The organism is Thermostichus sp. MS-CIW-25 (assembly GCF_054060015.1).
Genome location: NZ_JBSSCS010000010.1, coordinates 1 through 24,042 on the forward strand (window position 1 = coordinate 1; position 24,042 = coordinate 24,042).

At 58.1% G+C, this 24,042-nt stretch carries 25 protein-coding genes and 2 pseudogenes; 12 read left to right on the forward strand and 15 right to left on the reverse strand.

Annotated features, from left to right (window positions below):
- Positions 1–91 precede the first annotated feature (91 nt).
- The 6 genes and pseudogenes from ACVWZ1_RS05455 to ACVWZ1_RS05480 all read right to left on the reverse strand — a co-directional run.
- Positions 92–193: pseudogene (locus tag ACVWZ1_RS05455) on the reverse strand (copper amine oxidase); the annotation flags it as partial.
- 111 nt (positions 194–304) lie between these two features.
- A complete protein-coding gene (locus ACVWZ1_RS05460) occupies positions 305–481 on the reverse strand; it encodes a hypothetical protein (RefSeq protein ID WP_414332524.1) in 177 nt (58 codons plus the stop codon).
- Positions 482–835: 354 nt separating this feature from the next.
- Positions 836–1,261 (reverse strand): hypothetical protein, encoded by a 426-nt coding sequence (locus ACVWZ1_RS05465; RefSeq protein WP_414400555.1) that lies wholly within the window; start codon positions 1,259–1,261, stop codon positions 836–838.
- A 43-nt stretch (positions 1,262–1,304) separates the two neighbouring features.
- Positions 1,305–2,132 carry a TlyA family RNA methyltransferase gene (locus ACVWZ1_RS05470; protein ID WP_457502824.1) on the reverse strand — a complete coding sequence of 276 codons (828 nt, stop codon included), beginning with the start codon at positions 2,130–2,132 and terminating at the stop codon, positions 1,305–1,307.
- Positions 2,133–2,227: 95 nt separating this feature from the next.
- Positions 2,228–2,977: pseudogene (gene pstB / locus ACVWZ1_RS05475) on the reverse strand (phosphate ABC transporter ATP-binding protein PstB); the annotation flags it as partial.
- Complete coding sequence (locus ACVWZ1_RS05480) at positions 2,944–3,306, reverse strand: extracellular solute-binding protein (RefSeq protein WP_457502779.1); 363 nt, start codon at positions 3,304–3,306, stop codon at positions 2,944–2,946. The gene ACVWZ1_RS05480 and the pseudogene pstB, both read right to left, overlap by 34 nt.
- A gap of 625 nt (positions 3,307–3,931) precedes the next feature.
- On the opposite strand from ACVWZ1_RS05480, the gene rplI reads away from it, so the two are divergent.
- From rplI to glmS, 8 genes are all read left to right on the forward strand, one after another.
- Positions 3,932–4,396: a 50S ribosomal protein L9 gene (gene rplI, locus ACVWZ1_RS05485; RefSeq protein ID WP_414329820.1), complete on the forward strand. Its 465-nt coding sequence runs from the start codon at positions 3,932–3,934 to the stop codon at positions 4,394–4,396.
- Positions 4,397–4,564: 168 nt separating this feature from the next.
- Entirely contained in the window at positions 4,565–6,340 is a 1,776-nt protein-coding gene (gene dnaB / locus ACVWZ1_RS05490) for a replicative DNA helicase (protein WP_457502826.1), read from the forward strand.
- Between the two features lie 131 nt (positions 6,341–6,471).
- Positions 6,472–7,368 (forward strand): universal stress protein, encoded by an 897-nt coding sequence (locus tag ACVWZ1_RS05495; RefSeq protein WP_457502780.1) that lies wholly within the window; start codon positions 6,472–6,474, stop codon positions 7,366–7,368.
- A gap of 47 nt (positions 7,369–7,415) precedes the next feature.
- A complete protein-coding gene (larB, locus tag ACVWZ1_RS05500; RefSeq protein ID WP_457502782.1) occupies positions 7,416–8,249 on the forward strand; it encodes a nickel pincer cofactor biosynthesis protein LarB in 834 nt (277 codons plus the stop codon).
- A 260-nt stretch (positions 8,250–8,509) separates the two neighbouring features.
- Positions 8,510–9,397 (forward strand): TerC family protein, encoded by an 888-nt coding sequence (locus tag ACVWZ1_RS05505; RefSeq protein WP_457411245.1) that lies wholly within the window; start codon positions 8,510–8,512, stop codon positions 9,395–9,397.
- 132 nt (positions 9,398–9,529) lie between these two features.
- On the forward strand, positions 9,530–10,408 hold the full coding sequence (locus ACVWZ1_RS05510; protein WP_457467009.1) for an ABC transporter ATP-binding protein: 879 nt from the start codon (positions 9,530–9,532) through the stop codon (positions 10,406–10,408).
- A gap of 4 nt (positions 10,409–10,412) precedes the next feature.
- Complete coding sequence (locus ACVWZ1_RS05515; RefSeq protein WP_457502827.1) at positions 10,413–11,633, forward strand: MlaD family protein; 1,221 nt, start codon at positions 10,413–10,415, stop codon at positions 11,631–11,633.
- A 176-nt stretch (positions 11,634–11,809) separates the two neighbouring features.
- Entirely contained in the window at positions 11,810–13,657 is a 1,848-nt protein-coding gene (glmS, locus tag ACVWZ1_RS05520) for a glutamine--fructose-6-phosphate transaminase (isomerizing) (protein WP_457502783.1), read from the forward strand.
- On the opposite strand, the gene ACVWZ1_RS05525 is transcribed toward glmS, so the two are convergent.
- Complete coding sequence (locus ACVWZ1_RS05525; protein ID WP_457502785.1) at positions 13,618–14,124, reverse strand: heavy metal-responsive transcriptional regulator; 507 nt, start codon at positions 14,122–14,124, stop codon at positions 13,618–13,620. The genes glmS and ACVWZ1_RS05525 overlap by 40 nt on opposite strands.
- Positions 14,125–14,284: 160 nt before the next feature.
- Complete coding sequence (gene atpC / locus ACVWZ1_RS05530) at positions 14,285–14,692, reverse strand: ATP synthase F1 subunit epsilon (protein WP_414355851.1); 408 nt, start codon at positions 14,690–14,692, stop codon at positions 14,285–14,287.
- 306 nt (positions 14,693–14,998) lie between these two features.
- Here atpC and ACVWZ1_RS05535 point away from each other — a divergent pair, with 306 nt between their 5' ends.
- Complete coding sequence (locus ACVWZ1_RS05535) at positions 14,999–15,637, forward strand: Crp/Fnr family transcriptional regulator (RefSeq protein WP_457502786.1); 639 nt, start codon at positions 14,999–15,001, stop codon at positions 15,635–15,637.
- Positions 15,638–16,038: 401 nt separating this feature from the next.
- On the opposite strand, the gene ACVWZ1_RS05540 is transcribed toward ACVWZ1_RS05535, so the two are convergent.
- The 5 genes from ACVWZ1_RS05540 to ACVWZ1_RS05560 form a co-directional block, all read right to left on the reverse strand.
- The gene (locus tag ACVWZ1_RS05540; RefSeq protein ID WP_457502787.1) at positions 16,039–16,368 is read right to left on the reverse strand and encodes a zinc ribbon domain-containing protein; all 330 of its coding nucleotides are present in this window, start codon (positions 16,366–16,368) and stop codon (positions 16,039–16,041) included.
- Positions 16,253–17,332: an RNA-guided endonuclease InsQ/TnpB family protein gene (locus ACVWZ1_RS05545; RefSeq protein ID WP_457502788.1), complete on the reverse strand. Its 1,080-nt coding sequence runs from the start codon at positions 17,330–17,332 to the stop codon at positions 16,253–16,255. The genes ACVWZ1_RS05540 and ACVWZ1_RS05545 overlap by 116 nt, the downstream gene beginning before the upstream one ends.
- Before the next feature lie 161 nt (positions 17,333–17,493).
- A complete protein-coding gene (locus tag ACVWZ1_RS05550; protein WP_457467012.1) occupies positions 17,494–18,159 on the reverse strand; it encodes a Uma2 family endonuclease in 666 nt (221 codons plus the stop codon).
- Between the two features lie 14 nt (positions 18,160–18,173).
- Positions 18,174–18,836: a Uma2 family endonuclease gene (locus ACVWZ1_RS05555; protein WP_414355848.1), complete on the reverse strand. Its 663-nt coding sequence runs from the start codon at positions 18,834–18,836 to the stop codon at positions 18,174–18,176.
- 174 nt (positions 18,837–19,010) lie between these two features.
- Entirely contained in the window at positions 19,011–19,835 is an 825-nt protein-coding gene (locus ACVWZ1_RS05560; RefSeq protein ID WP_414409532.1) for a creatininase family protein, read from the reverse strand.
- Positions 19,836–20,009: 174 nt separating this feature from the next.
- On the opposite strand from ACVWZ1_RS05560, the gene ACVWZ1_RS05565 reads away from it, so the two are divergent.
- Positions 20,010–20,426, forward strand: coding sequence for a hypothetical protein (locus ACVWZ1_RS05565; protein ID WP_457467014.1), 417 nt, complete (start codon positions 20,010–20,012; stop codon positions 20,424–20,426).
- On the opposite strand, the gene ACVWZ1_RS05570 is transcribed toward ACVWZ1_RS05565, so the two are convergent.
- Positions 20,423–21,688 (reverse strand): acetylornithine/succinylornithine family transaminase, encoded by a 1,266-nt coding sequence (locus tag ACVWZ1_RS05570; RefSeq protein WP_457467015.1) that lies wholly within the window; start codon positions 21,686–21,688, stop codon positions 20,423–20,425. The genes ACVWZ1_RS05565 and ACVWZ1_RS05570 overlap by 4 nt on opposite strands.
- Positions 21,689–21,823: 135 nt before the next feature.
- On the opposite strand from ACVWZ1_RS05570, the gene cysC reads away from it, so the two are divergent.
- Both cysC and ACVWZ1_RS05580 read left to right on the forward strand, forming a co-directional pair.
- Positions 21,824–22,351, forward strand: coding sequence for an adenylyl-sulfate kinase (cysC, locus tag ACVWZ1_RS05575; protein ID WP_457467016.1), 528 nt, complete (start codon positions 21,824–21,826; stop codon positions 22,349–22,351).
- 96 nt (positions 22,352–22,447) lie between these two features.
- A complete protein-coding gene (locus ACVWZ1_RS05580) occupies positions 22,448–23,383 on the forward strand; it encodes an alpha/beta fold hydrolase (RefSeq protein WP_457467017.1) in 936 nt (311 codons plus the stop codon).
- A gap of 9 nt (positions 23,384–23,392) precedes the next feature.
- On the opposite strand, the gene ACVWZ1_RS05585 is transcribed toward ACVWZ1_RS05580, so the two are convergent.
- Positions 23,393–23,929 carry an HNH endonuclease gene (locus ACVWZ1_RS05585; RefSeq protein WP_414409530.1) on the reverse strand — a complete coding sequence of 179 codons (537 nt, stop codon included), beginning with the start codon at positions 23,927–23,929 and terminating at the stop codon, positions 23,393–23,395.
- Positions 23,930–24,042: the final 113 nt, after the last annotated feature.

The following is a 24,042-nucleotide window of genomic DNA, read 5'->3' on the forward strand; positions in this document are numbered from 1 at the left end:
TCCGGGCTTGTTTTGTTCTCTGGTAGAGCAGAACAGGCTCAGGGCTACTGAAAGCCCGCTCCGTACCGCTTAGCGGTCGGAGCCGGGTAGTTTACGCCGGCTCCGCTAGATTGATTGTCGGGTTGCGGTCGAAGAAGCCCCAAGGTACCAGCCTAAAGCCCGTTCTGTGTACAGGCATGACGGGCCAATCCTCATCCCATGAAAAAACCCTGCCCAACGGCATGGGGAGAATGTATGATGGGGAGCCCGCGTTTCTACAGAACTCCCTCGAAGTCAAGCAGCCCTGAATAGGCAGCAACAGTTCTCATCCCGCCTCAAACCAGAGTTGTTCGGGATCCACATAATAGCAGCGGGCATTGTCCGCACAGATCAGCGCCCAGCCGTTTTGGTCGGCCTCGACCAAAGTATACTCACACTGGGGAATGAAATAGCCTTGGTGGTTTCGGGTATCGCTCTTAACCCAAACGGTCTGACGGTTCATCTTAAAGTTCCTCCCATCTGCAGTCAAAGGGGTCAAAAAAGTGAGGTTGGAAAACGGGACTCGATTCAGTGGCTATGGAAGCGGCGGCAGTGCAACACCACTGCAATATAATGAAGTGCAGCCACCACCGAGCTAAGCATCTCGCGCCAGCCCGGAGTTCAATCTCATCAATCAACTGAGGCCGGGGAAGAGAAGCGACGAGAGCTAACCCCTATCGATAAATGGATCCCATATTGCTATTGGGTACAAGAAGTTTAGCACCAACTCCATGAGAACATCGCTAAGAGTTGTAGATTAAAATAAAAAGCTCTAGATTTTCCTAAAGTCTTGTTGCAAAACAAGGAATAGGGTCACTTAATCTTCTTCAAAGAGCCAGTTGTAAATCTTGCTCAAGTGGGGCCAAGCAGGACGGCGGTTCCCTCCCTCCTTCAGGTTGGATTTGACGCCCTCAATCTGCTCGGGATCCCGTGCCAAGATTTGCTTGATGGTCTCCACCTGCTGACGTACCCCCGTTTTTTTCAGCTCCAGCATGGCCAGGGTCAGATTCACACGGGGCTGAGCATCCACCGGATCCAACTTTACAGCAGTTTGAGCGGCCTTCAGAGCTTTTTCCGCCTGACCTTCCAGAAGATAAAGCCAGGACAAGCACGTCCAAGCCGCCGCCGCCTTTGGGGATCCCTTACAGATTGACTCAAAAGAGGGAATTAACGTCTTGGCTGCTTCCCCGGATTCATAGCGCCGAATCCCTTCCTGAAACAATTCTTCAATTTTTTGGCTCATCTCCCCCAACCCAGCACATCAACCTATTGACAAAATCGACAAGCTACCCGTGTAGGGTCGCTCTTGCCTGCTCGCTCATCTGTTGTAGCGCACTGCCGCTGGGGAGAGGGATCCCTTCTCCTTCAGCCAGCCAGAGCCAATACTCGATATTGCCGGCAGGGCCAGTGATGGGCGACCACGTGTAGCCTTGCACCTGCCAGCCCTGGGCCACGGCCGAGCGCATCACCGTCTCCAGCACGCGGGCATGGACAACCGGATCCCGTACCACCCCCTTTTTACCCACCTGGTCTCGGCCCGCCTCAAACTGGGGCTTCACCAGCAACAGCGCCTCCCGTGGGAAACGCAACAGGTTCCACAGCGGAGCTAGCACCTTAGTCAGGGAAATAAAAGACAGGTCTACCACCGCCAAATCCGGCCAGCTCTGGGGAGGTGCCTCGCTTCCGTACAGATCCTCCGGCTGCAGATGGCGCAAGTTGGTCCGCTCCTTTAGGATCACCCGCGCATCCGTTCGCAAAGACCAGGCCAGTTGCCCATAGCCCACATCCACTCCGTAGACCCGCTGGGCTCCCCGTTTCAACAAGCAGTCTGTAAAACCTCCTGTGGAAATGCCCGCATCCAAACAAATACGACCCTGCACCTGAACAGGAAAAGTTTGCAGCGCCCCCTGTAGCTTTTCTCCCCCCCGTGAGACAAAAGCAGGCCCAGACTGGACTTGCACCGCTGGATCCCCGCTCACCCAGGTTCCAGGCTTTTCCGCCCGCACCCCATTTAGAAAGACTTCTCCTGCCAAAATGGAGCGTTGCGCTTGCTGGCGTGAGGAAAAATATCCGCGCTCCACCAACCAGCTATCCAGACGCACCCGCTTGGCCATTTTGCCAATGTCCCACCATCCACAGGTCTTCCAACCCATCAGGATAGGCGAGCGGGATCCCAACTGACCAGAATTGAGGGATCGCCAACAGCAGATTAGCCGAACCGTCCGCTCACGTACTCTTCCGTTTCCCGGTGGGCGGGAGCGTTGAAGATTTTCTCGGTACGGTTAAACTCCACCATCCGTCCGTAGCGAACCCCCTCTTCGTCGACTTCAGTGTTGAAGAAGGCGGTAAAGTCGGAGACCCGCGCTGCCTGCTGCATGTTGTGGGTAACGATAATGATCGTGTAGCGACGGCCCAGTTCCTTGAGCAACTCCTCAATGCGCAACGTGGAGATTGGATCCAACGAGGCACAAGGCTCATCCATCAGGATAACCTCCGGCTGGATGGCCAAGGTGCGGGCAATGCAAAGACGCTGCTGCTGTCCCCCCGAAAGGGAGAGCCCACTCATCTTCAGCTTGTCTTTCACCTCATCCCAGAGGACGGCCTGACGCAATGTGCGCTCTACCAGCTCATCCAAGTCTCCTTGGTAGCCGTTGACCCGTGGCCCAAAGGCAATGTTGTCGTAGATTGATTTGGGGAAAGGGTTGGGCTTTTGGAACACCAGGCCAACTCGCCGCCGCACTTCAGCAGGATCTACATCGGGATCGTAGATGTTTTTCCCGTGAAAAATTACGGATCCCTCTACTCTCGCCCCCGGGATCAGATCGTTCATGCGGTTAAAGCAGCGCAGCAAAGTACTCTTGCCGCAGCCGGAAGGGCCAATAAAAGCAGTGATGTAATTCTTGGGAATCTTCAGAGAAACCTGCTTCACCGCCAAATGAGAGCCGTAGTAAACACTGACTTTGCGTTATTCTCAATTTGGTTGATCTCTTCAGGACGGGGCACGCTGTCAGTGGCACCGAAATCGACCGTGCGGGCTACAAACTGCCGACGACCCGCACCGCTTCCTACAGACTGATAGTTGACCTGGATGTTAGGGTTTTTCTTGCCAAATTCCTGGGCCCAAGTTTGATAGATGGGGGCCGGGAAGGTCGCCCCAGCGCCATTGATGGTGATGGTCTGCTGAGCAAACACCCGCTGCCAATTCCTCTGACTGGCCGCAAAGCCGGCAACAGTGGCAGATAGAAACTTCAGGAAAGAACGACGCTCCAAGGGGTGCAACGTCACCATACAGATCTCCTCTCCCAGATGAAGACAAAATCTCAGTCCAGCTCTAAAAAAGGCTACTCTACTTCAGAACTTCACCCAGCCTAATCAAAACTCGTTGAACCAGGTGAACCAATGCCGCCTGGAAGCTTAGAGGCAACTCTCAAGCTAGGCCTGCGATCCTCAACAAGCCTTCAACCGATCGCAACATCCCAGGGATCCCTTTGAGCACGCAGGGTTCCCTCGGGAACGCTCCATTGAAGACTTCGCCAGTCCGCGCAGCTACTATAACGTAAAGGCCAGTTGTTTTTGGTTAAAACGAGGCTAAGCCTAGGTTATCTCTGGGGATATCCGCCAAATGTTGCAAACCCCTCAAGGGATCCCCTTTGGTGTCAGCCACTCCCTATCCTGGATTGGGTATCTCCCAAAACAGAGAACTTCCGCCTTTTGAGTTTGGAAAGGTGGCTTCTTCATCTTCCCGCCAAGGTTCAGAGCTGGAAGAGGACTCTAGAGACCTGCCAATCGGGAATAAGCTCTGAGAAGGGATCCCCTATGCCGACGGGCTGGTGGCTATGGCACTCTGGGCTGACGATGAACCTGCTGAGCCTCTAGAATGGAAGGCTGTCGAGAAAATGAAGTGCCTTCCCCGATGTCGAAACGTAACATGCAGGTTGTGCTGCGCCAGGCGATCCCAGGGCTGGGCAAGCCCGGAGAGATTGTCAACGTCAAGCCCGGCTATGCTCGCAACTACCTCTTCCCACGGCAGATGGCGGTGCGGGTTACCCCTGGCATATTGAAAGAGCAGCAGATGCGTCTGGAGCAGGAAGCGGCTCGTAAACTGGCAGAAAAACAACGGGCGGAAAACTACAAGACCGCTCTGGAGACCATTGGTCGCTTCGTCATCCGTAAGAAAGTGGGAGAACACGACCTCCTATTTGGGCAGGTGACCACCAGCGATATTGCTGAGGTGGTGCTGGCTACCAGCGGTCTAGATATCGACCGCCGCAACATTCTCCTCAACGAGGAAATCAAAAAAACCGGGGTTTATCCCGTGCAGGTAAAGTTACACCCCGAAGTTACTGCTACGCTGCGCATTCAGGTTACTCCCGAATGAGAAGCTACCTTTGAGGCTCCCTGAATTCCTGTGAGGGATCCCAGATAAAGCAGGGCTTCTATCTTAGGCTGACAGGCGGGTATGCTCAGTCTACCGGCTGGCTAGCTCTGTTTGGCTGTGAGGCCGGTTACCCTGGGTCTGGGTTGATTTTCCTACTCCTGGCTTGTGGTGATCAGCGATTACGACTTAACGGGTGGGGATCGGCTTCCTCCCCAGAACATAGAAGCTGAGGAGGAGATCCTGGGGGGCATTCTCCTTGATCCGGATGCATTGATGCGGGTCGCGGAGTTTCTGCGTCCGGAGATGTTTTACATCTCTGCCCACCAAGAGATTTACCGGGCTGCCCTCCAACTGCACAGCCAAGGCCAACCCACCGACTTGATGACTGTGTCTGCCTGGTTGGCAGATCATCACCTTCTGGAGCGGGTGGGGGGAACGGGGGCGATTCGTCGCCTGCTAGAGCAAACCGTCAGCAGCGTCAACATCGACCAGTATGCTCGCCTGGTGATGGATAAATACATGCGCCGCCAGTTGATCCAGGTGAGCAATACCTTGGCTCGTTTGGCCTACGATACCAGTCAGCCCCTGTCTCAGGTAATGGATCAAGCCGAGCAGCAGGTGTTTGGCCTCACCCAAGAGCGAGTGCAGCGTAGCCTCATCCCGGCTTCTGAGGTTTTGGTCAATATCTTCTCGGATTTGGAAGAGAAGTTCCAGAGTGGGGCTCAGCTCCCTGGGATCCCGACCAAATTCATCGACCTGGATAACTTGACCCAGGGCTTGCAGCGATCCGATTTGTTGATCCTGGCCGGTCGTCCCTCGATGGGGAAAACCAGTCTTGCCCTCAACATTGCCCAAAATGTGGCTGCCTATGCCAAGCAGCCGGTCGCTATCTTTAGCCTGGAAATGTCGAGGGAGCAACTGGTGCAGCGGCTTTTGGCCAGCGAAGCCCGCATCGACAGCAGCCGTCTGCGTTCTGGGCGCATCAGCGAACACGAGTGGCAGCGCCTGGGCCAAGCCATTGGTTTTTTATCGCAATTGCCCCTGTTCATCGACGATACCCCCGACTGTACCGTTACCGAAATTCGCTCCAAAGCGCGGCGTTTGCAGGCGGAACAGGGGGGAACGTTGGGGATGGTGTTGATCGACTACCTACAACTGATGCAGGGATCCGCCGCCGACAACCGGGTGCAGGAGCTGTCGCGCATTACCCGTGGCCTCAAGGCCATGGCCAAAGAGCTGATGGTGCCGGTGCTGGTGCTTTCTCAGCTCAGTCGAGCTGTTGAGTCTCGCTCCGACAAACGTCCACAGCTGGCGGATCTGCGGGAATCGGGCTGTCTGGCCGGGGATACGCAGGTGATGGATGCGGATCGCGGCAAGATCTGGCGGCTGGATCAACTGGCGGCCCTGCCGGCTTCGGCGGAACTGCCCCGCCTGCTCAGCTTGAACGGGCGCGGGCGCTTGGTGCCCCAACAGCCTGTGAAAGTGTTTTGCAGTGGTCGGCAGCCCACCTGTGTTCTGAAGACCCGCCTCAACTTTTCCATTCGCGCCACCGGCAACCATCCCTTCTTGACCCCAGACGGCTGGAAAACCCTCGACGAGCTGCAATTGGAGGAAGAGGTGGCGGTGGTAGTGCAGGAGGGGCTGATCTGGGATCCGGTGGTGTTCATCAGCGAGCCGGGGGAGCCTCAGCCGGTTTACGACATCGAAATGCCCCGCCATCACAACTTCGTGGCCAACGGTCTGCTGGTTCACAACAGCATCGAGCAGGATGCCGATCTCGTGATGATGATCTATCGCCCGGAGTACTACGATCCCAACACCAGCGATCGCGGCATTGCCGAGGTCATCATTGCCAAACATCGCAACGGCCCCACCGGCACTGTGCGCCTGCTGTTCGAAAGCCAGTACACCCAGTTTCGCAACCTGGCAGATCCCAACCGCTGAGCAACCGATGCCGAAGAGGGATCCGGAGCTGCTGCCTTGGGAACAACCCCGCAAGGTGTTAGCTTAGGATCGCTGCGGGCCAAAGCGTTGCTCTTGAGCCGGCTACCCTCTCTCCTAATGCTCAAAACGATATGTTTAAAAACGTGTTAATTGCCACCGACCGCCGAGATGGCCTGCAGCGTTTTGGCAAGTGTCTAGAAGATCTGCACAGCAATGGCATCGAGCGCGTCACCTTCGTGCGCAGTCTGGATTGGCAGGATGACGACATCGGCATTCCCGACGACATTACCCCCGAAGTCCAGGCAGAGCAGACCCAGTTGCAGAAGCTGCTGAACCCGATCCCGGCGGGGTTGGAAGTCAAGGCTCTGGTGCAGGTGGGCAAGCCGGCAGAGGCGATCTTAAAAGGGATCCAAGCCTACGGCTGCGATCTGTTAATCACAGGCATGGGCACCCACAATCTGCTCGCCGAAAAATTGTTCGGCAGCACCACCATGGCGCTGTTGCCGAAGCTGAAAATCCCCCTACTGGTGATGCGCCCCCAGCTGCTGGCTACCTTTACCCTGGAAGAATTGCGCTTGCGCAGCCGCCACCTGTTTCGCTGCCTCTTGGTGCCCTTTGACTTTGAGCAGCCGCGTCAGCAGTTGCTGAACCATCTCGGCCACCTGCTGCCCGGTACTTCCCAGTGCCAGACGCTTACCCTGCTCTACGTGGTGGATCCCAGCGCCCGCCGCAACCAAGGAACTCCGGTGGAGGTGCTCCAACGCAAAGCCGAGGCTGACCTGGCCCAGGTGCTTGAACCCCTGAGCGAGCAGGTGAAGCCCGTACAGCTGCGCACCCTGGTGCGGGTGGGATCCCCTCTCAAAGAGATCCTGGCCACCGCCGCCGATGAAGACATGACGGCCATCGCCACTGCCTCCCCCCATGTGGGCAGCTTTTGGGAGTGGTCGGTTCGCAGCCTCACCGGCGAAATCTTGCGGCAAAGTTGGCATCCGGTGTTGTTTTTCCCGCGCGGGTCTTTGGCCCAATAAATCCAGGCAAGATCCAAGCCGAGTGTTGCAGATTGAACTCATCCTCCATGACCCCCCCTTCCACGACAGCGCTGCAGGATCTGTTTCGGGCGGTGGCCCAAGGGGAGCTCACCCCAGAGCAAGCCCTGCAAGCCTATCGCTTTCTGCCCTTCGAGCCGGTGGGAGATTTCGCCCATGTGGATCACCACCGTCCCTTGCGCACGGGCTTTCCCGAAGCCGTGTGGGGGCCGGGCAAGACCCCAGATCAGATTGCCCAGATCCTGGAGCAACTCCACCAGCGGGGATCCCTGGCCTTGGCCACCCGCATCGAAGCCCAGGTGTATGCCGAGATCCGCAGCCGCTTGCCCCAGGCCCAGTATTCCCAGGTGGCCCGCTTGTGTTGGATCCCGCCCCGGCAGGTGGTCAGCCATCCTGGGCAGGTCAGCGTGATCTCCGCCGGCACTGCCGACTTACCGGTGGCAGAAGAAGCCGCCCTCACGCTGGAGCTTTCCGGATTTCAGGTGAAGCGCCTCTGGGATGTGGGGGTGGCCGGGATCCATCGGCTGCTGCACAACCGGGCGGCCCTGCAAGCAGACGTGCTGATCGTGGTGGCGGGCATGGAGGGGGCCTTGGCCAGCTTGGTGGCGGGTCTGGCGGATTGTCCGGTGATCGCTGTGCCCACCAGCATTGGCTACGGGGCCAGCTTCCAGGGCTTGGCTGCCCTGCTCACTATGCTCAACTCCTGCGCAGCGGGGGTGGGAGTGCTGAACATTGATAACGGTTTTGGGGCGGCGATTCTGGCAGGCCAGATCCTGCGTTGCGGACAACGGCTGGCAGCTCGATTGAGTTCATGCGGCCCCACTGGAGATCCAACAGGGAATCGACAGATTTCGGAAGGTTAAGAATTGTAAATAGATCCTGAGCCAAACAGGCTATACTCAGGCCATAGTTTAGGCTTGGGCTTTCTCTTTCCCATCCTTCGGGAGTTTGAGGGTGTTGCCTCTGGTCACCTAACTGGGTTCATGCCTTTTTCTGGGGTACCTTTATCCGAAGATGGGGAGGGTTCCTACGCTGGTTAACTGCTGTGTTGGACTGACTGGGGCGGACAAAACGCGCGAATATGCTAATTGATGCAACACTTGTCAAAAATGCAACAGATGCGATGGGAGCGACCTTGATCCTGGCGCAAGGGATGACTCAGTCCTTCACCTGGACAGATATTTTCTTGGTAGTGGCTTTGGTGTTTTTGGAGGCCGCCCTCTCTGCGGACAACGCCGTTGCCCTAGCAGCTCTGGTGAAGCATCTGCCCACCCCCCAGCAGCAGAATCGGGCCTTGCGCTGGGGCATCATCGGCGCTTACAGCTTTCGCATTGCCATTGTCTTCGCGGCAGTTTGGTTGGTGGAGTATCCACCCGCTCAGTTTTTCGGGGCCTGTTATCTGCTCTGGCTGGCCTGGCAGCATTTTCGGGGCGGGGAAGAAGGCCCAGAACAGGACATCACCCGCCACGCCAATTTTTGGCAGACCCTGGTGATGGTGGAACTGACGGATCTGGTCTTTTCTTTCGACAGTATCGCTGCTTCGGTGGGTGTCTCCCGCAAGGCTTGGGTAATCATCCTCGGCGGCATTCTCGGCATTACCCTGATGCGCTACATGGCTTCTCTGTTTTTGCGTTGGTTGGACGAGTTCTCTCACCTGGAAGATGCCGCTTTTGCCATCATTGCCCTGGTGGGGAGCACCATGTTGTTGGAGGTGTTTTTCCCCCAAATCGAGATCCCGGAGTGGGGGATGGTGGTGGCTGTGATCCCCCTATTTGTCTGGGGTTTCTCGCGGCGCGTGAAACTCAATTCGGAGCAGGATGAACAGCCGGAGCTGGCTGACGGAGAGAAGAGGGAAGAGAAAAGAGCAGGGGTTACAGACGAGATGGAAATCGTCCCCTCCGGTTGGGTGACTGCCCTTGAGGAAGACCTCGCCCCTGAGCCCCAGAGCAGAGAGAATGGAGAGGAGAGGTACGGCTTGGGCCTATCGCCAGGGATCCCTGATCTGCCTTGATAGGGCTGTTGGCTGCTTCATTGCCTTGGCCCCCACCGACTCCTAAACTAGCAGTGAAGCTGACCTGAGGAGGGAAGCATCTTGACCCCGCAGTTTTGCTTGAAATCGTTGGTCAAGTGCTTCAGAAGCAGCATGGATAGCCCAAAGGAGCAGCAGGTGTCCGAAAATAGGCTCCAACCTTTGGCTACGGCGGGGGTTCTGAGCACACCAGCAGTGCAGGGTGTTACTCCCTTGGTGGAGTTGCGCCAAGTTTCCAAGCGCTTTGGCTCGACGGTGGTGCTTGACCACGTGGATCTGAAGGTGTACCGGGGTGAGGCCCTGGGTCTGGTGGGGCCTTCGGGCACCGGGAAGTCGACGTTGCTACGCATCATTGCCGGCCTAACGGAGCCAGACGCCGGAGAAGTGCTCTGGTGCGGGATCCCACTCCCGGAGATCCAAGCCCAACACGCAACTCCCCCTTTGCGGGTAGGGATGGTGTTTCAGCAGGCCGCCCTCTTCGACTCCCTGACGGTGGAAGAAAACGTAGGGTTTTTGCTCTACGAGCACTCGCAGTTGCCCCGCTCCCGCATTCGGGAATTGGTGGCCGCCAAGCTGGAGGCGGTGGGACTGGCGGGCAAAGAGCACAACCTGCCAGAAGAACTCTCGGGGGGGATGCGCAAACGGGCCAGCTTCGCCCGCGCCATTATGGAGGATCCTTCTCTGCCCCAGGATGAGCCCCAATTGCTGCTGTACGACGAGCCCACAGCGGGCTTGGATCCCATTGCCTCCACGGTAATTGAAGATCTCATCCGGGAGCTGCAGCAGGTGAAAAAAGCCTGTGAGAGCTACATTGTGGTGACCCACCAGCACAGCACCATTTACCGCGCCACCGACCGCATTGTCCTGTTGGCTCAGGGGCGGGTGCAGTGGGAGGGATCCGTGCAGCAGATCGAAACGTGCGATAACCCCTTTGTGCGGCAGTTTTTCAGCGGTAGCGTAGAAGGGCCGATTCAAGTGGCGGGGCAGGTGTGAGGTGATGCGTTCGCGAGCAGTACGAGAAGGGGCAGTGGGCCTGTTGATCCTGGCGGGGGCGCTGGGCTTTGCCGGCCTGTTTTTGTGGATCTACAACCTGCGCTTTGGCAGTCGCGGCTTTCAATTTACCGTCACCTATACCAACGTGGTCGGCCTGACAGAGGGATCCAGCGTGCGGCTGCGGGGGGTAACCGTAGGTCGGGTGGAGCGTATCACACCTCAACCCAATCAAGTGGAGGTGCAGGTGGCCATTGACCAGCCTTTGGCTATTCCCCGCAACGCCCTGTTTGTAACCAAACAGACGGGGTTGGTGGGGGAAACGGTGATGGATATCCTGCCCCGACTGAACGTCCAGTTGACAGGATCCCCCCTGGCGCCAGACTGCGACAGCAGCCAAATGGTTTGCAATGGAGATGTGGTGGAGGGAACCCCTGGAGTGGATTTTGGCCAGCTATTGATTAGGCTGGATCGATTGCTCACACGGGTCAACGACGATGAGCTCTTCGACACCCTTAACGCCACCCTAGAAGGGCTCACCCGCGTTGCCAATAGCGTGGCCGATCTCTCAGAAACCGTGGAAGAGCGAGTAGCTGCCCTGCGCACCGAAGATCTGGACTTGTTGCAATTCACCACGGCTGCCACGGCCATCCAAGACGCGGCTAGGGCTGTGAGGGGAACTGCCCGCAGTTTTCAAGCGGCTGCCGATCAATTCACCGCCCTGGTGGATCAAAACCGCACTTCCCTTAACGCCACCCTGGAGAACATTCAGCAGGTGAGCGCCGATCTACAGGCCATGTCGAGCGCGGTGCGCCCGCTGGTTACCGATCCACAACTCCAGGCCGATGTGCGCCAGATCCTGGCCGAGGTGCGAGCGGCTGCGGAGAACGTGGCCCAAGCTACCGAAGATCTGCAGCAGATTGCCGCCAGCCTCAACGATCCGGGCACTTTAGCTACTCTGCGCCAAACCCTCGATTCGGCGCGCATCACCTTTCAAAACATGCAAAAGATCACCGCCGACATCGACGAGCTGACCGGGGATCCCCAGTTTCGCCGCGGCATTCGAGAGTTGGTATTGGGGCTGAGCAACTTGGTCTCCAGCGTCCCTGGGGAAGATGGGATCCAGCCCGCGGTGGCCGAAGGGTATCACTTTCGTTTTGCGCCCGTCTCTTTTGCCCAGGGAGTTGCCCCTGGATCCCAAGGATGGCAGCCGCAGACTTCCCCATAAGTTGGCTGCCTTTCCCCTCTCTCTAGCGGGAGTCTGGGATCCCTGAGATGACCCGCTGAGGTAACAACGGCGGCCAAAGCCGTTGAAGGGATCCCCAACCTGGGGTAGGCTTTGCGGATAAGGTGTTGCCTGTATTGCTACGCAACGCTGGCGCGACTGAGGTTGAGGTGTGAGGAATGTGTGGCATTGTCGGCTACGTGGGTTTTCAGTGGGCTGCCCCCATCCTGTTGGAGGGCCTGCGCACCTTGGAGTATCGGGGCTATGATTCTGCCGGCATCGCCACAGTGGATCCCGAAGAAGGATTGAGAGTTGTCCGCGCCACCGGCAAGCTGCACAACCTGCTGGTGAAGCTCACCGCCAACATGCCCACCGCCAAGGTAGGGATCGGACATACCCGCTGGGCCACCCACGGCGGCGTGACCGAAGAAAATGCCCACCCCCAGTGCGACGAGCGCGGGCGCATTGTGGTGATCCAAAACGGCATTGTGGAAAACTACCTGGAGCTGAAGGAGCGCCTCTTGGAGCGGGGGATCCCATTCCGCTCCCAAACCGATACGGAAGTGATCGCCCAACTGCTCGGCCTCTATACAGAAGAGCTGGGCTCCTTTGAGGCGGCCTTTGGCCAGGTCATGGGGCAACTGCGGGGGGGAAACGCCGTGGTGGCTCTGGATCGGGAGGCGCCGGATCGGCTGATCGCAGCCCGTTTGGGCAATGCCGGAGCCGTGGTGGTGGGAGAGGGAGAAGGAGAAAACTTCGTGGCCTCCGATCTGCCTGCCATTGTCCGCCATACCCGCAAGGTGGTGTTCTTAGAAGATGGGGAAATGGCGGTTCTCACGGAGTCTCAAGTGCGCTACCTGCGCATTACCGGCGAGGAGCTGCGCAAATCCAGCATCACCGTGGCCTGGGATCCCGTCTCAGCCGCCAAGGGAGGCTACAAGCACTTCATGCAAAAGGAGATCTTTGAGCAGCCCCGCACCACCACCGATACGCTGCGGGGGCGGGTGGATCTGGAACAGGGCCGGGTGACACTGGAGGGGCTAACGCTTTCTGAAGCACAACTGGCCCACATTGAGCACATCCACGCCGTAGCCTGTGGTACTGCCTGGCACGCCTGCTGGGTGCTCAAGTACTTCATCGAGAGCTTGGCCCGTACCCCCGTGGAGGTGGACTATGCCTCTGAGTTTCGCTACCGCCAGCCGGTGTTGCGCCCCAACCACCTGTTGCTGGCTCTAACCCAGTCGGGAGAAACCGTCGATACGCTGGCAGCCATGAGCGAGGCCCGCAGCCAAGGGATCCCGACTCTGGCGATTGTCAACACCATCGGATCCCAGGCCAGCCGCCTGGCGGATGCTGGAGTCCTCTACATCCATGCCGGGCCGGAGATTGCCGTGGCTTCCACCAAAGTGTTTACCGGCATGTTGGTGGCAGGGTACTTGCTGGCCTTGCAACTGGCCCAGGCCAAAGGGATCCTCAGCCCGGCCCAGATCCAAACCCACCTGCAAGCCTTGATTGAGCTGCCGGGCAAGATCAGCCTGCTGCTGAAGGACGCCGCCCTCTACGACCAACTGGCGGAGCAGTACCATCATGTTGCCAACATGCTCTATCTGGGCCGCTGGGTTAACGCCCCGATTGCCCTGGAAGGAGCTTTGAAGATGAAAGAGGTGAGCTATATCCACGCCGAAGGCTACCCGGCAGGGGAGATGAAGCATGGCCCTATCGCCCTCATCGACGAGCGGGTGCCGGTGGTGTGCATTGCCACCCGGGATCCCGTCTACGAAAAAATGCTCTCCAACATCGAACAGGTGCGGGCGCGGGGGGGACGGGTGATCGCCCTCATCAACCCCGAAGACACCCAGGTGCGGGAGAAAGCCGACCACATCATCGAGGTGCCCAGCACGACACCCCTGTTGTCGGCGGTTCTGAACGTGATCCCCCTGCAGTTGTTCGCCTACGCCATGGCTTTGCGCCGCGGAGCCGATGTGGATCAGCCGCGCAACTTGGCTAAGTCGGTAACGGTGGAGTAACGGCTGTTGCCCTTGCCGCCCCTGGCCTCTGGTTTTTGCAAAATCGGGCAGATCACCTCTTTTTCATCAGCAGCCGCAGGGGGGATCTGCCAATCGGAGAGGAGACCTTGAATTTGGCTTTTCAGCGCTTGCAGATCGGCAATTCGCCGTTCGATCTCTTGCAGCTTGTCTTGCAGGTGCTGGCGAATTTCTGGGCAAGGCTGCTCCCCTCGGTCGTGGATGTCCAGGATGTGGCGAATTTCCTCCAAGCTCAGGCCCAGGCTCTGGCAGCGGCGGACAAAGGCCAGACGAACCAAAACCGAAGGGTCGAACAGCCGATAGCTGGACTCCGCCCGTTCCACCGTTGGCTTCAGCAGGCCAATCGACTCGTAGTAGCGCACCGTGCGTACGGACAAGCCAGCTGCCAATGCCACCTGGCCGATCTTCAGGCTGGCAGACAAGTCCTGGACAGCAGCAGGATTCAACATGCCTTCAACTGGATCTTTTGTGGATTCCTCCAGCCTAACAAAGCCAATCTCGGAAGATGGAGAATGGCCATCTGGCTGCGCCTCACCTCCCCCTCTTCCCTGCAGCTTGGGCTATATCTGGAGATCCTGCATCGGGACAGAGTCAGCTTCAAGAGATCCCTCAGGTCTTACTGCCCATCTCGGCAGCTTGGATCAAGGCCCTGGCCCGCTGTTGATCCAACTTGGCCTGCAAGCGCTCTTGCTTGTCGCTGCTGGTATTCAAAACTTTGCTGGCTTCATCCAAGAGGGCCTGAGCCGCCGCCTTATCCACTGTTTCGCCCCGCTCGGCTCGGTTAACCAGGACGGTTACCTCGTTGTTTTCGACTTCTGCAAATCCGCCCATGACCGCAATGGCCGACCACTTTCCATCGGCTTTGACCCGCATAACGCCATTGCCGATAGCAGTTAAGAGGGGGGCGTGCCCGGTGAGAATGCCCAATTGGCCCGAAGTGGCAGGGAGGATCACTTCCTCGCTGGGGGCATCCCAAACCGTGCGGTCGGGGGTAATCACACGAACCATCAGCGTCACGACAGATCTCCTGAAAGCTTGAGCACTTTCGCGTCGACGGTGCGGAGCACCCTGGTTTCGATCCTAGCGGATTAGGATCCCTGCAGCTTTGCCTGGTTCCCCTTTTGTCTTTATTCTCTCGGGGCAGCCACACTTAACCTGGACATAACCTTGCCTTTACTTCAGACTGGGAGGCAAGCGCTAAGGTGTTGTCGGGAACACTTATCTCATGCCCCAACCTCAGCATTGACGGCCAGCCCATTGCTGTTGGTTTGCAAGGGGGAGCCCAACGACTGGTGCGCCCAGTTTTCCTAGCGGAGCCAGCCTATGCCTGAAGCGATGCCTAGCCATTTTGCTGCCGGCCTGTCCACACGGGAGCGCCAACTGCTGGAAGACCTCTACCGCAGCCGCAGTTTATCCCCCTACACTCCCGGCCAGGTTATCCCTTTGTTTCCTGATGAATGGGTGATCGTCTGTCGGGGGGTGGTGCAGTTGACCACCCTCTATCCCAACGGTGGTGAGGCGCTGTTGGGGTTTGCCGGCCCTTCCATGCCCCTGGGATCCCCGCTGACGATGTTGGATCCCTACCAAGCCACGGCTTTGACGACAGTTGATGTGCTGCGGCTGCCGGCAGCAGAAGTGGAAGCCTCAGAGATCCTGAGTCAAGGGCTGCTCAAGCAGGTGGTGCGTCGGCTGCGCCAAACCGAAGCATTGCTCGCCTTGGCCGGACGGCGGCGGGTGGAGGATCGGCTGCGCCAGTTGCTCTCCCTTTTGGCTGGGGAGCTGGGATCCCCAGTTGCGACAGGGGTTCGCATTCAGGTGCGCCTTACCCACCAGGACTTGGCCAATGCCATCGGCACCACCCGGGTCACCATTACCCGTCTCCTGAACCGTTTTCGCCAGCAGGGCTGGATTGCGGTGGACAAAAACCGTCACCTTGTTATCAAACTCGCCCCCGCTCCGTGAAGCTAGTAGAAAGCCAGTAGAAGCTGAATAAGATCTGCTTCTAGGGCATGGCTAAAAGCTGGCAGTTTTTTGTTCGGAGTTGTAGTCGTTGCAGGTTAGAGTGAGATGCCTGGGCTATCGATCGCGCCAGCGGGACGCAGTCCTTGAAAAGCCTTCTGGCCCCGTGCATTATTGCTCCACAACGCTATTGCTCCGCAACGCTGACGCGACGACGTGACCAATGTTTTAGGTGTGGGTGCAGTATCTCAGTTTGAATCGAAATGGCCATAAACTGTTAGAGAATGGCTGCGTTAGCCTCGCACGTATAGAGTGAAGCGACAGGGATCCCCTTTGAAGTCAGGGTTGATCTCGGGCCTAATGCTTCGACTTATCCTGGAATCTTCATCAGTGGCAGCTATGAACTACCCCACCGCATAGGCGGATGGGGTTTCTGATGCCCCATCCACTTGACGGCAGGGTTTTAGTCTCTTCCTCTGCCCCAGGTGCTTCATAGCCCCACAGGACTTTGAAGTAGAGCTGAAGCATCCAAGACTCACGAGGCTGGTTCCCAACCCCGGTTGCCGATTAGTGGCAACGTTGTACATCACCATCACCGAGCCCCGATCCCTCGGTACCTCAAACCCACAACCAGAGCAGACATGATAGCGGTTGCTCAAGTCCGCCCACTCCTTGTGGACTGCCCCACATTGGGGACAGCGCTGGCTCGGTTTGAGGGTCTGAGTGGGAAGCATGAGAACTAAACCCCCTTTCTGCTCGATTTTGTAGGTAATCATCTGGTTCAATGTACCAAACCCCACCGACAGAATGGACTTGTTTAGCCCTGCCTTGCGCTTCCCACCCTTGCGGGTCATCCCTTTGACATGCAACTTCTCCGTTACGCCGTTCGCCTACGGCGGCGCGGAGCGCTTCGCCATAACGACAAGCTATCTCTGACGTAACTTTGTGTTGCCAGTCTTTGCGCTGACGGGCAACTTTGGCTTTGAGTTGCGCTTCCCGCCGGTGGATTTTCTTCCACCTTCTGGAAGCCTTGACACCCTTCTGCGGAGCGCGCTTTCTCCGCTTCAGTCTGGCGACCTTGCGAATTCTCGCCTCGAGGTTCTGAGTAAAACGGGGATTGGCAATCTCCCGAAACTCCGCCCCGTCAAACAGGGTCAGGGCGGTCTCCGTACCCAGGTCATAGGCAACTATAGATTCGTACTGCAAATCCGACTGCGACCCAAACTTAGGTTCAGGTATCGCCACCTCGACCGTGAACGAGGCAAACCACTGCCGCCGGGACGGCTTGTAAACAAGGGTCAGCGTAGTGGGCACGCCCCAATGCTTAGCTTGACCACGCATTTTCAGGGTCATGCCCAAGTCATTGAGTGTGACCGTGCCATGCTTCCCCGTGCTGTTGACCTTCCACCCCGACCGGGCAGGATACGTCCAGCCTGAATACCGGCGAATGGACTTGAACCTCGGCTTCCTACTCAGTCCTTGAAAGAACCGTTGGTAAGCATAATCCACCCGCTTGACGGTAGCTTGCAAAGTTTGGGAGTTCAGTTGGGCAAACTCCACCCACACCTGCTTGAATTCGGGGAGTAGGTTCTGCTGTTCCAGGTAGGTCACCGTCCGGCGGTGGAGCTTGTACTCGGTTTCCCGATGGCTGACACAGGCGTTGTAGAGGTAGCAGTGCAGGCGACGAGCCTCGAACAAAGCTTTTTCCTGAGCTTTGCTGGGATACAGTCGATAAGGTCTGCCTTCTGGTTGCCATATGCGTTATCCTACCCCCACCTGTCCTAGTTCTGAGTGCTCCACAAATCCAGTGGCGCTATCCATCCCCACCCTACAGAGGGTGGGGAATTCCGCGCGTTTTGTTAAACATGGTCCTGTAGCTGTTGGATGAACCAGCTAGCAGCAGCAGTATTGGTTTGGGTGGCAAGTCGTTCCAGGGCTTGTTCAAGAAGAGCTATTTCTAAGCCTGTCAGCACCTGTGACTGGGAGATTGCCCTATAACGCCCCCCCTCAGCTAGCCCAAAGGCAAAGACGCGGCGCCCTTTGACGTCTATCACCCAATACTCGGGAATACCCAAGCTGGCGTAAAGTTGCTTTTGCTCATCCAGGTCAATGCTGAGGGTAGTATCGGCAATTTCGCCCACCAAGTCAGGCGCTCGTTGGTAGCGCAGATCAATCCGCCGCGGTTCACCGGGCTGGTACTTGGGGATGTTATCGCCTTTGTAGAGCACCAGATCGGGGGCACAAGCATGGGTCTCGGGGCGTTCGATCAGACAGCGACCATAAGACTGCAAGGGGACATCGGGGTGGAGAAAGGCCCATGCGAAAAAAATTGCCGTCATGAAATCGCTGACGGAGGCATGCTCTGGCCCTTCTTTGCCCATGTTGACCCACAACCAGCCCTGATAAAAGGAAAGTTTCTGCCAATCCACAGCGGGATGGTCGCGGATAGCCACGTAGTCCTGCCAGGTGGCGCTGTGGCGCTCGAGGATAGGGGGGGTTGAGGTTTTTAGGGAGATGACAGTCATATCAATCTTGGTTCTTAAGCCCGGCTTTGCAACTGTTGGAGGAGCCAGTTGGCAGCAGCGGTGTTGGTCTCCTCGGCCAGCCGCTCCAGGGCTTGCTCGAGAAGGTCTATCTTCAGACCTGAGAGCACCTGTGACTGGGCAATGGCCCGATACTGGCCCCCCTCAGCTAGCCCAAAGGCAAAGACGCGGCGCCCTTTGACATCTATCACCCAATACTCGGGAATACCCAAGCTGGCGTAAAGTTGCTTTTGCTCATCCAGATCAATGCTGAGGGTAGTATCGGCAATTTCGCCCACCAAGTCAGGCGCCCGTTGGTAGCGCAGATCAATCCGCCGCGGTTCACCGGGCTGGTACTTGGGGATGTTATCGCCTTTGTAGAGCACCAGATCGGGGGCGCAGGCATGGGTCTCGGGGCGTTCGATCAGACAGCGACCACAAGACTGCAAGGGGACATCGGGGTGGAGAAAGGCCCAAAAACCAAAGACGATGGTGATGAAATCGCTGACGGAGGCATGCTCTGGCCCTTCTTTGCCCATGTTGACCCACAACCAGCCCTGATAAAAGGAAAGTTTCTGCCAATCCACAGCGGGATGGTCGCGGATGGCCACGTAGTCTTGCCAGGTGGCGCTGTGGCGCTCAAGGATGGGTTGGGTGGCCGGTTTTAAGGAAAGGGTCATTGGTCGCACTGGCGAAGCGTAGCTCTATCACCCCTTAGCAAAAATGAGATGGGGGAGTTCATCTCTTCTCTTCAATCCTAATGGTTTCAATGGCCAGCCAGTTTTGGCGAAAGCCTTTCACAAAGCAGGCCGTAGGTCTATAGGGCAATGAACCACAGACCTTTGCCTGAATCCCTAGACCGGCAGCGGGGCTTTGCGCCAAGCCTTGGGCTGCTGGAACCTGTGCAGATCTCGGATCAGCCGCACCCAGCCATCGGACATGGACTCCACCAAAACTTTGCCTTTCTCCGGCGTGGCGGCAGTGGCATCGCCCAAAACTCCGCTCTGGGTGAGGTCGCGAGTTGCCCAAGCGAAAGGGATCCGCCCTTCCATGCTGAGCAAGCTGTTTTCCGGCAGATCGTGGGGATATTCGCAGACCAATCGGTCGGTTCGCACCGTATCCGGCAAAAGGTGCATCAGCATACTGGTCTCCCCATCGCCGGCGTGAATACCCAATTCCCGCTCTTTCTCGGTAAACAGCTCTCGCCCTTCGTGGGGAACCCGCCAGACGGACACCGGGAACAGCATGAAATCTTCATACTTCTGGTGAAGATCGCGGGCGACAATCTCCAGCACCTGTGGCTGGCCGCCGTGGGAGTTGAGGAATACCAGCTTGCGAAACCCAGCTCGGTAGATGCTCTCTGCCACTTCCGTCAGCACCGCCATCAGGGTTTGGGCCGAGAGGGTAATGGTGCCGGGGAAATGCCAGTGCTCGTTGGCTTTGCCGTAGCATTGGGTGGGCAAAACATAGGCCGGGATCTCAGGCTCCAGCTTCTCCATGGCGCGCCCGATGACCGCCGTGCCGATGCAGGCATCCACCACCAGGGGCAGGTGGGGCCCGTGTTGCTCAATCGAGGCAACCGGCTGGATGATCACCACGTTCTCTTTATCGGGCATGGCCTGGATCTCTGTCCAGGTCAGGTAGGGGAAAAAGCGGTGGGGCGGGACAAAAGTGTGCATCATGGCGGGATCCGTCCAAGTCTGATCAGAAAGCTACCTAGCACCATGCCACAAGATCGGGTTCACGAAATGTCCGCAAAGACGGGATCCCCGGCCAACCCGCCTGCCAAAGAAAAGTAAGGAGGCCATCGATTAGGATCAGTACAGTCCATATCGTCTTCAGTTAACGATTGCATGACCCTGTTGCCTCGTTTGCCCGCCCGATGTGGCTCTGTGGAGAATATCCCTTTCAGAAACCGCCCTTTGCCTGCCCCGGTGGAGGTGGGCAGCACTCCACCCTCACCCCGTCCCATCCTCGCCCTGCCAGGGCCGCAAGCCACCCTCTATGTGGAGCTGATTCAGGCTTCTCTCCACAATCTTGCGGCGGGATCCCCAGCATTGCTCTGGGTGCGACCTCTCTTGCTCAGGCAGGGATCCCAAGTCTTGAACCTGCGGGCCACCTCGGATTTGCTCTGGCCTGCTGACGGCTTTGTCCCGGCCTATGCGGAGGAGGTGTTGCCCCTTTTGGAGCAGGCAAGGGATCCCGCTCCCCACGAGCCCTCTGCCCGACAGCAGTTGCAGGCCTTTCTGCGACAAGTTTGGCGAGGCTAGGCTTCCCCGGAATGGCCAAGGGAGGCGGCCAACCTCTGCAAAGCCGATTCCAACATCACCAGAGCCTCGTCGATTTCCGCCGGGGTGACGATCAAGGGGGGCACCAAGCGCACCACCTGGGATCCTGCCGGCACCAACAACAGCCCGCAGTCCATCGCCGCCTTGACCGCTTCAGCCGCCGGGATGCGCACCACCAAACCCTGAATCAGGCCCCAGCCCCGCACTTGCTCAACGAGCTGTGGAAACTGCTCCGCCAGGCGGGACAGCCCCTGACGCAGATACATCCCCGTCTGCTGGGCATTCCAAACCAAACTCTCTGACATCAGCGTGCGGCAAACCGCCAGACCCACCGCACAAGCCAAGGGGTTGCCCCCAAAGGTGCTGGCGTGATCCCCCGGCTGAAACACGGCGCAAAAGTCTTTCGCCAACAAGGCCCCGATGGGGATCCCACCGGCCAGGCCCTTGGCCAAGGTGAACACATCCGGCTCCACCCCCAGGTTACAGTGGCCCCACAGCATGCCGGTACGGCCCATGCCCACCTGCACCTCATCCAACATCAGCAGAACGCCCCGCTCGCTGCAGATCCGGCGCAACCATTGAAAATAGGCGGGATCCCCCGGGACAACCCCCCCTTCCCCCTGCAACGGCTCCAACAGCACGGCACACACCCGCTCGCCCCAGCGATCCAACACTGCTGCTGTGCCCTCGATGTCATTGTAGGGAACGTAATCAAAGCCGGGCACCAGAGGGGCAAAGTCTTTCTGGTATTTCGGCTGGCCGGTGGCGGTAACGGTGGCCAGGGTGCGGCCATGGAAGCTGGCATGGGCGGTGAGGATCACCGGATCTGAGATCCCGCGCACCGCGTGGGCATACTTGCGGGCCAGCTTGATGGCTCCTTCATTGGCTTCCGCCCCTGAGTTGCAGAAAAACACCTTGTCGGCACAGGAGTGCTGGGTCAGCCATTGGGCCAGTTGCGCCTGCGGCTGGTTGTAGTAAAGGTTGGAAACATGATGCAACTGTTGCGCCTGCTCGGTGAGCGCCTGAATCCACACCGGGTGGGCATGCCCCAGAGTACAGGTAGCAATGCCGGCCACAAAATCCAGGTACTCCCGCCCCTGCTCATCCCAAACTCGACACCCCTGCCCGCGCACCAGGGTTAAAGGATAGCGCCCGTAGGTGGACATCACATGCTCGGCAAACAGCTCGGCAGTTGTCGGGGATCCCGAAGTGGCACTGGCAAGAGGCGAAGTCAGGGGGGACATGGCCGGTGAAGGATTGTTGTCGTGTCGGCGGCACAGAGCACTTTGGGGCTGTGCAAGCCGTGTTTCGAGTGTATCACCCTGCTTTTGGAGATGATATCCTGGCAGGGCCCAAGATTCAGGGATCCCTACGAACCGATGTCGCGGCGGGGGGTAACGGTCTGGTTTACAGGGTTGAGCGGGGCGGGCAAAACCACCCTAAGCTGCGGCGTGGCCCAGCAGTTGCGCGCTTGGGGGCTGCCGGTGGAGGTGCTCGACGGAGATGTGGTGCGGCAACATCTCACCAAAGGGCTCGGCTTCAGCAAAGCGGATCGGGATGAGAACATTCGCCGCATCGGCTTTGTGGCGGAGATGCTGACTCGGCACGGGGTGATTGTGCTGGTGTCGGCTATTTCCCCTTATCGGGCGGTGCGGCAGGAGGTACGGCGATATATTGGCAGCTTCATCGAGGTCTTTGTGGATGCCCCTTTGGAGGTGTGCGAACGTCGGGATGTGAAGGGCCTCTATCGAAAGGCGCGGGCAGGCTTAATCCAGCACTTTACCGGTATTGACGATCCCTACGAGCCGCCGGAACAGCCGGAGGTGGTGTGCAAAACTGCCGAGCAAAGCATCTCCGAATGTATTGACCTGGTGATACAAAGCCTAAAAAGCAGAGGTTATGTCTAACAGGCCCACTGCTCTTACGTTGCCCGTAGAGGGTGGGCTTCCCCCCGGAGTAGCTGCAAAGAACCTAGAATTAAGAAAGGCTTACAAGCAACTCTTATGGCTTCGACATCGGTATCGGCCACTCCCATTTCGGCGCGGTGGATCTGGCGAGGGCAGTCAGTTCATTACGTCAAACAGGGTGAGCAGGGGCAGCCTCTGCTTCTGGTACACGGCTTTGGGGCCTCTACCGACCACTGGCGCAAGAACATTCCCGAATTGGCTCAACATTATCAGGTGTATGCCATTGATTTGCTGGGTTTCGGTCGCTCTGCCAAGCCCAACTGGGACTACCGCACCGAAATCTGGCGGGATCAACTGCGGGACTTTTGCCAACAGGTGATCCGTCGCCCCGTAGTAGGGATCGGCAACTCCCTAGGCGGCTACGTGGTGCTCAGTTTTGCGGCGGAGTGGCCGGAGTGGGTGCGGGGCGTGGTGCTCTTGAATGGGGCAGGTGGGTTTTCCACGCTCAAAGGATCCCCGACCGGATGGCGGCAATGGATAGGCGGGCTGGTGGGCTGGAGCCTGCGCCAGCGCCTGGTGTCTTACCTGCTGTTTCAGTATTTGCGGCAGCCGCACGTGATTCGAGCCAAGCTGAAGCAGGTTTACTACGACCCAGCAGCCGTGACCGATCAACTGGTCGAGGACATTCATCGCCCCACCCAGGATCCGGGTGCTGCCGATGTGTTTGTGGCCTTGATGCGAGGCGGCCAGAAGGGACGCTATGTAGATGAGCTGCTGCGCAGCCTGGTGCGCCCGCTGTTGTTGATCTGGGGAGAGCGGGATCCCTGGATGCGGGCGCGGGAACGCTCTAAGCTCTACCGGGCCCACTACCCTCAAGCGATGGAATACTTCCTGGAGGCTGGCCACTGCCCCCACGATGAGCGTCCAGAACAGGTCAATGCCCTGATCCACCAGTGGATCGAGACAGGAATCCCGGCCACCACTTCTCCCCCCATTTCCAAAGCTGCCCCTGCATCAGAACTCCATCCTTAGGCGGCCAGTCTAGCTTGGGTTGTCCAACGATTCCCCCTGGGGATCCCCTTCTAGGCCGATGGTGTACTTAGACCATTCTCGGTGGGAACCACTGCCGACGGCTTTGGAGATTTCAAAGTAGAGGGTGCTGTGGGGACGGCGGGGTTGGCGCAACAGGGGCATACCGGCTTCGCGGGGGGTGCGGTTCCCTTTTTTCACGTTGCAGCGCACACAGGCACTGACCACATTTTCCCAAGTATCTCCGCCGCCACGGGAGCGAGGGATCACGTGATCCAGGGTGAGATCTTCGCCGAAGCAGCCGCAGTACTGACAACGGTGCCCATCCCGGTAGAGGACGTTGCGGCGCGTGAGCGGGATCTCCTTATGGGGAACGTGGACATAGTGGCGCAGGCGAATGACGGTGGGCAAAGGAATGTTGCCGTACACCACTCGGCCATTGTGCTCAATTTGCTCGGCCTTGCCCTTGAGCAAAAGAACGACCGCCCTGCGCCAACTGGTGATGTTGAGCGGCTCGTAGGAGGCATTCAAAACCAAAACTTTGCCCATAGTGCTACGCACCGCTGACGGGATCCCTAACCCAAGCCGGGAGGCACCAGCCCCCTGAAGTTATGCAAAATGTTAACACAGCTTCAGATTCGGGCAGTAGGAGCCCTGTGCTC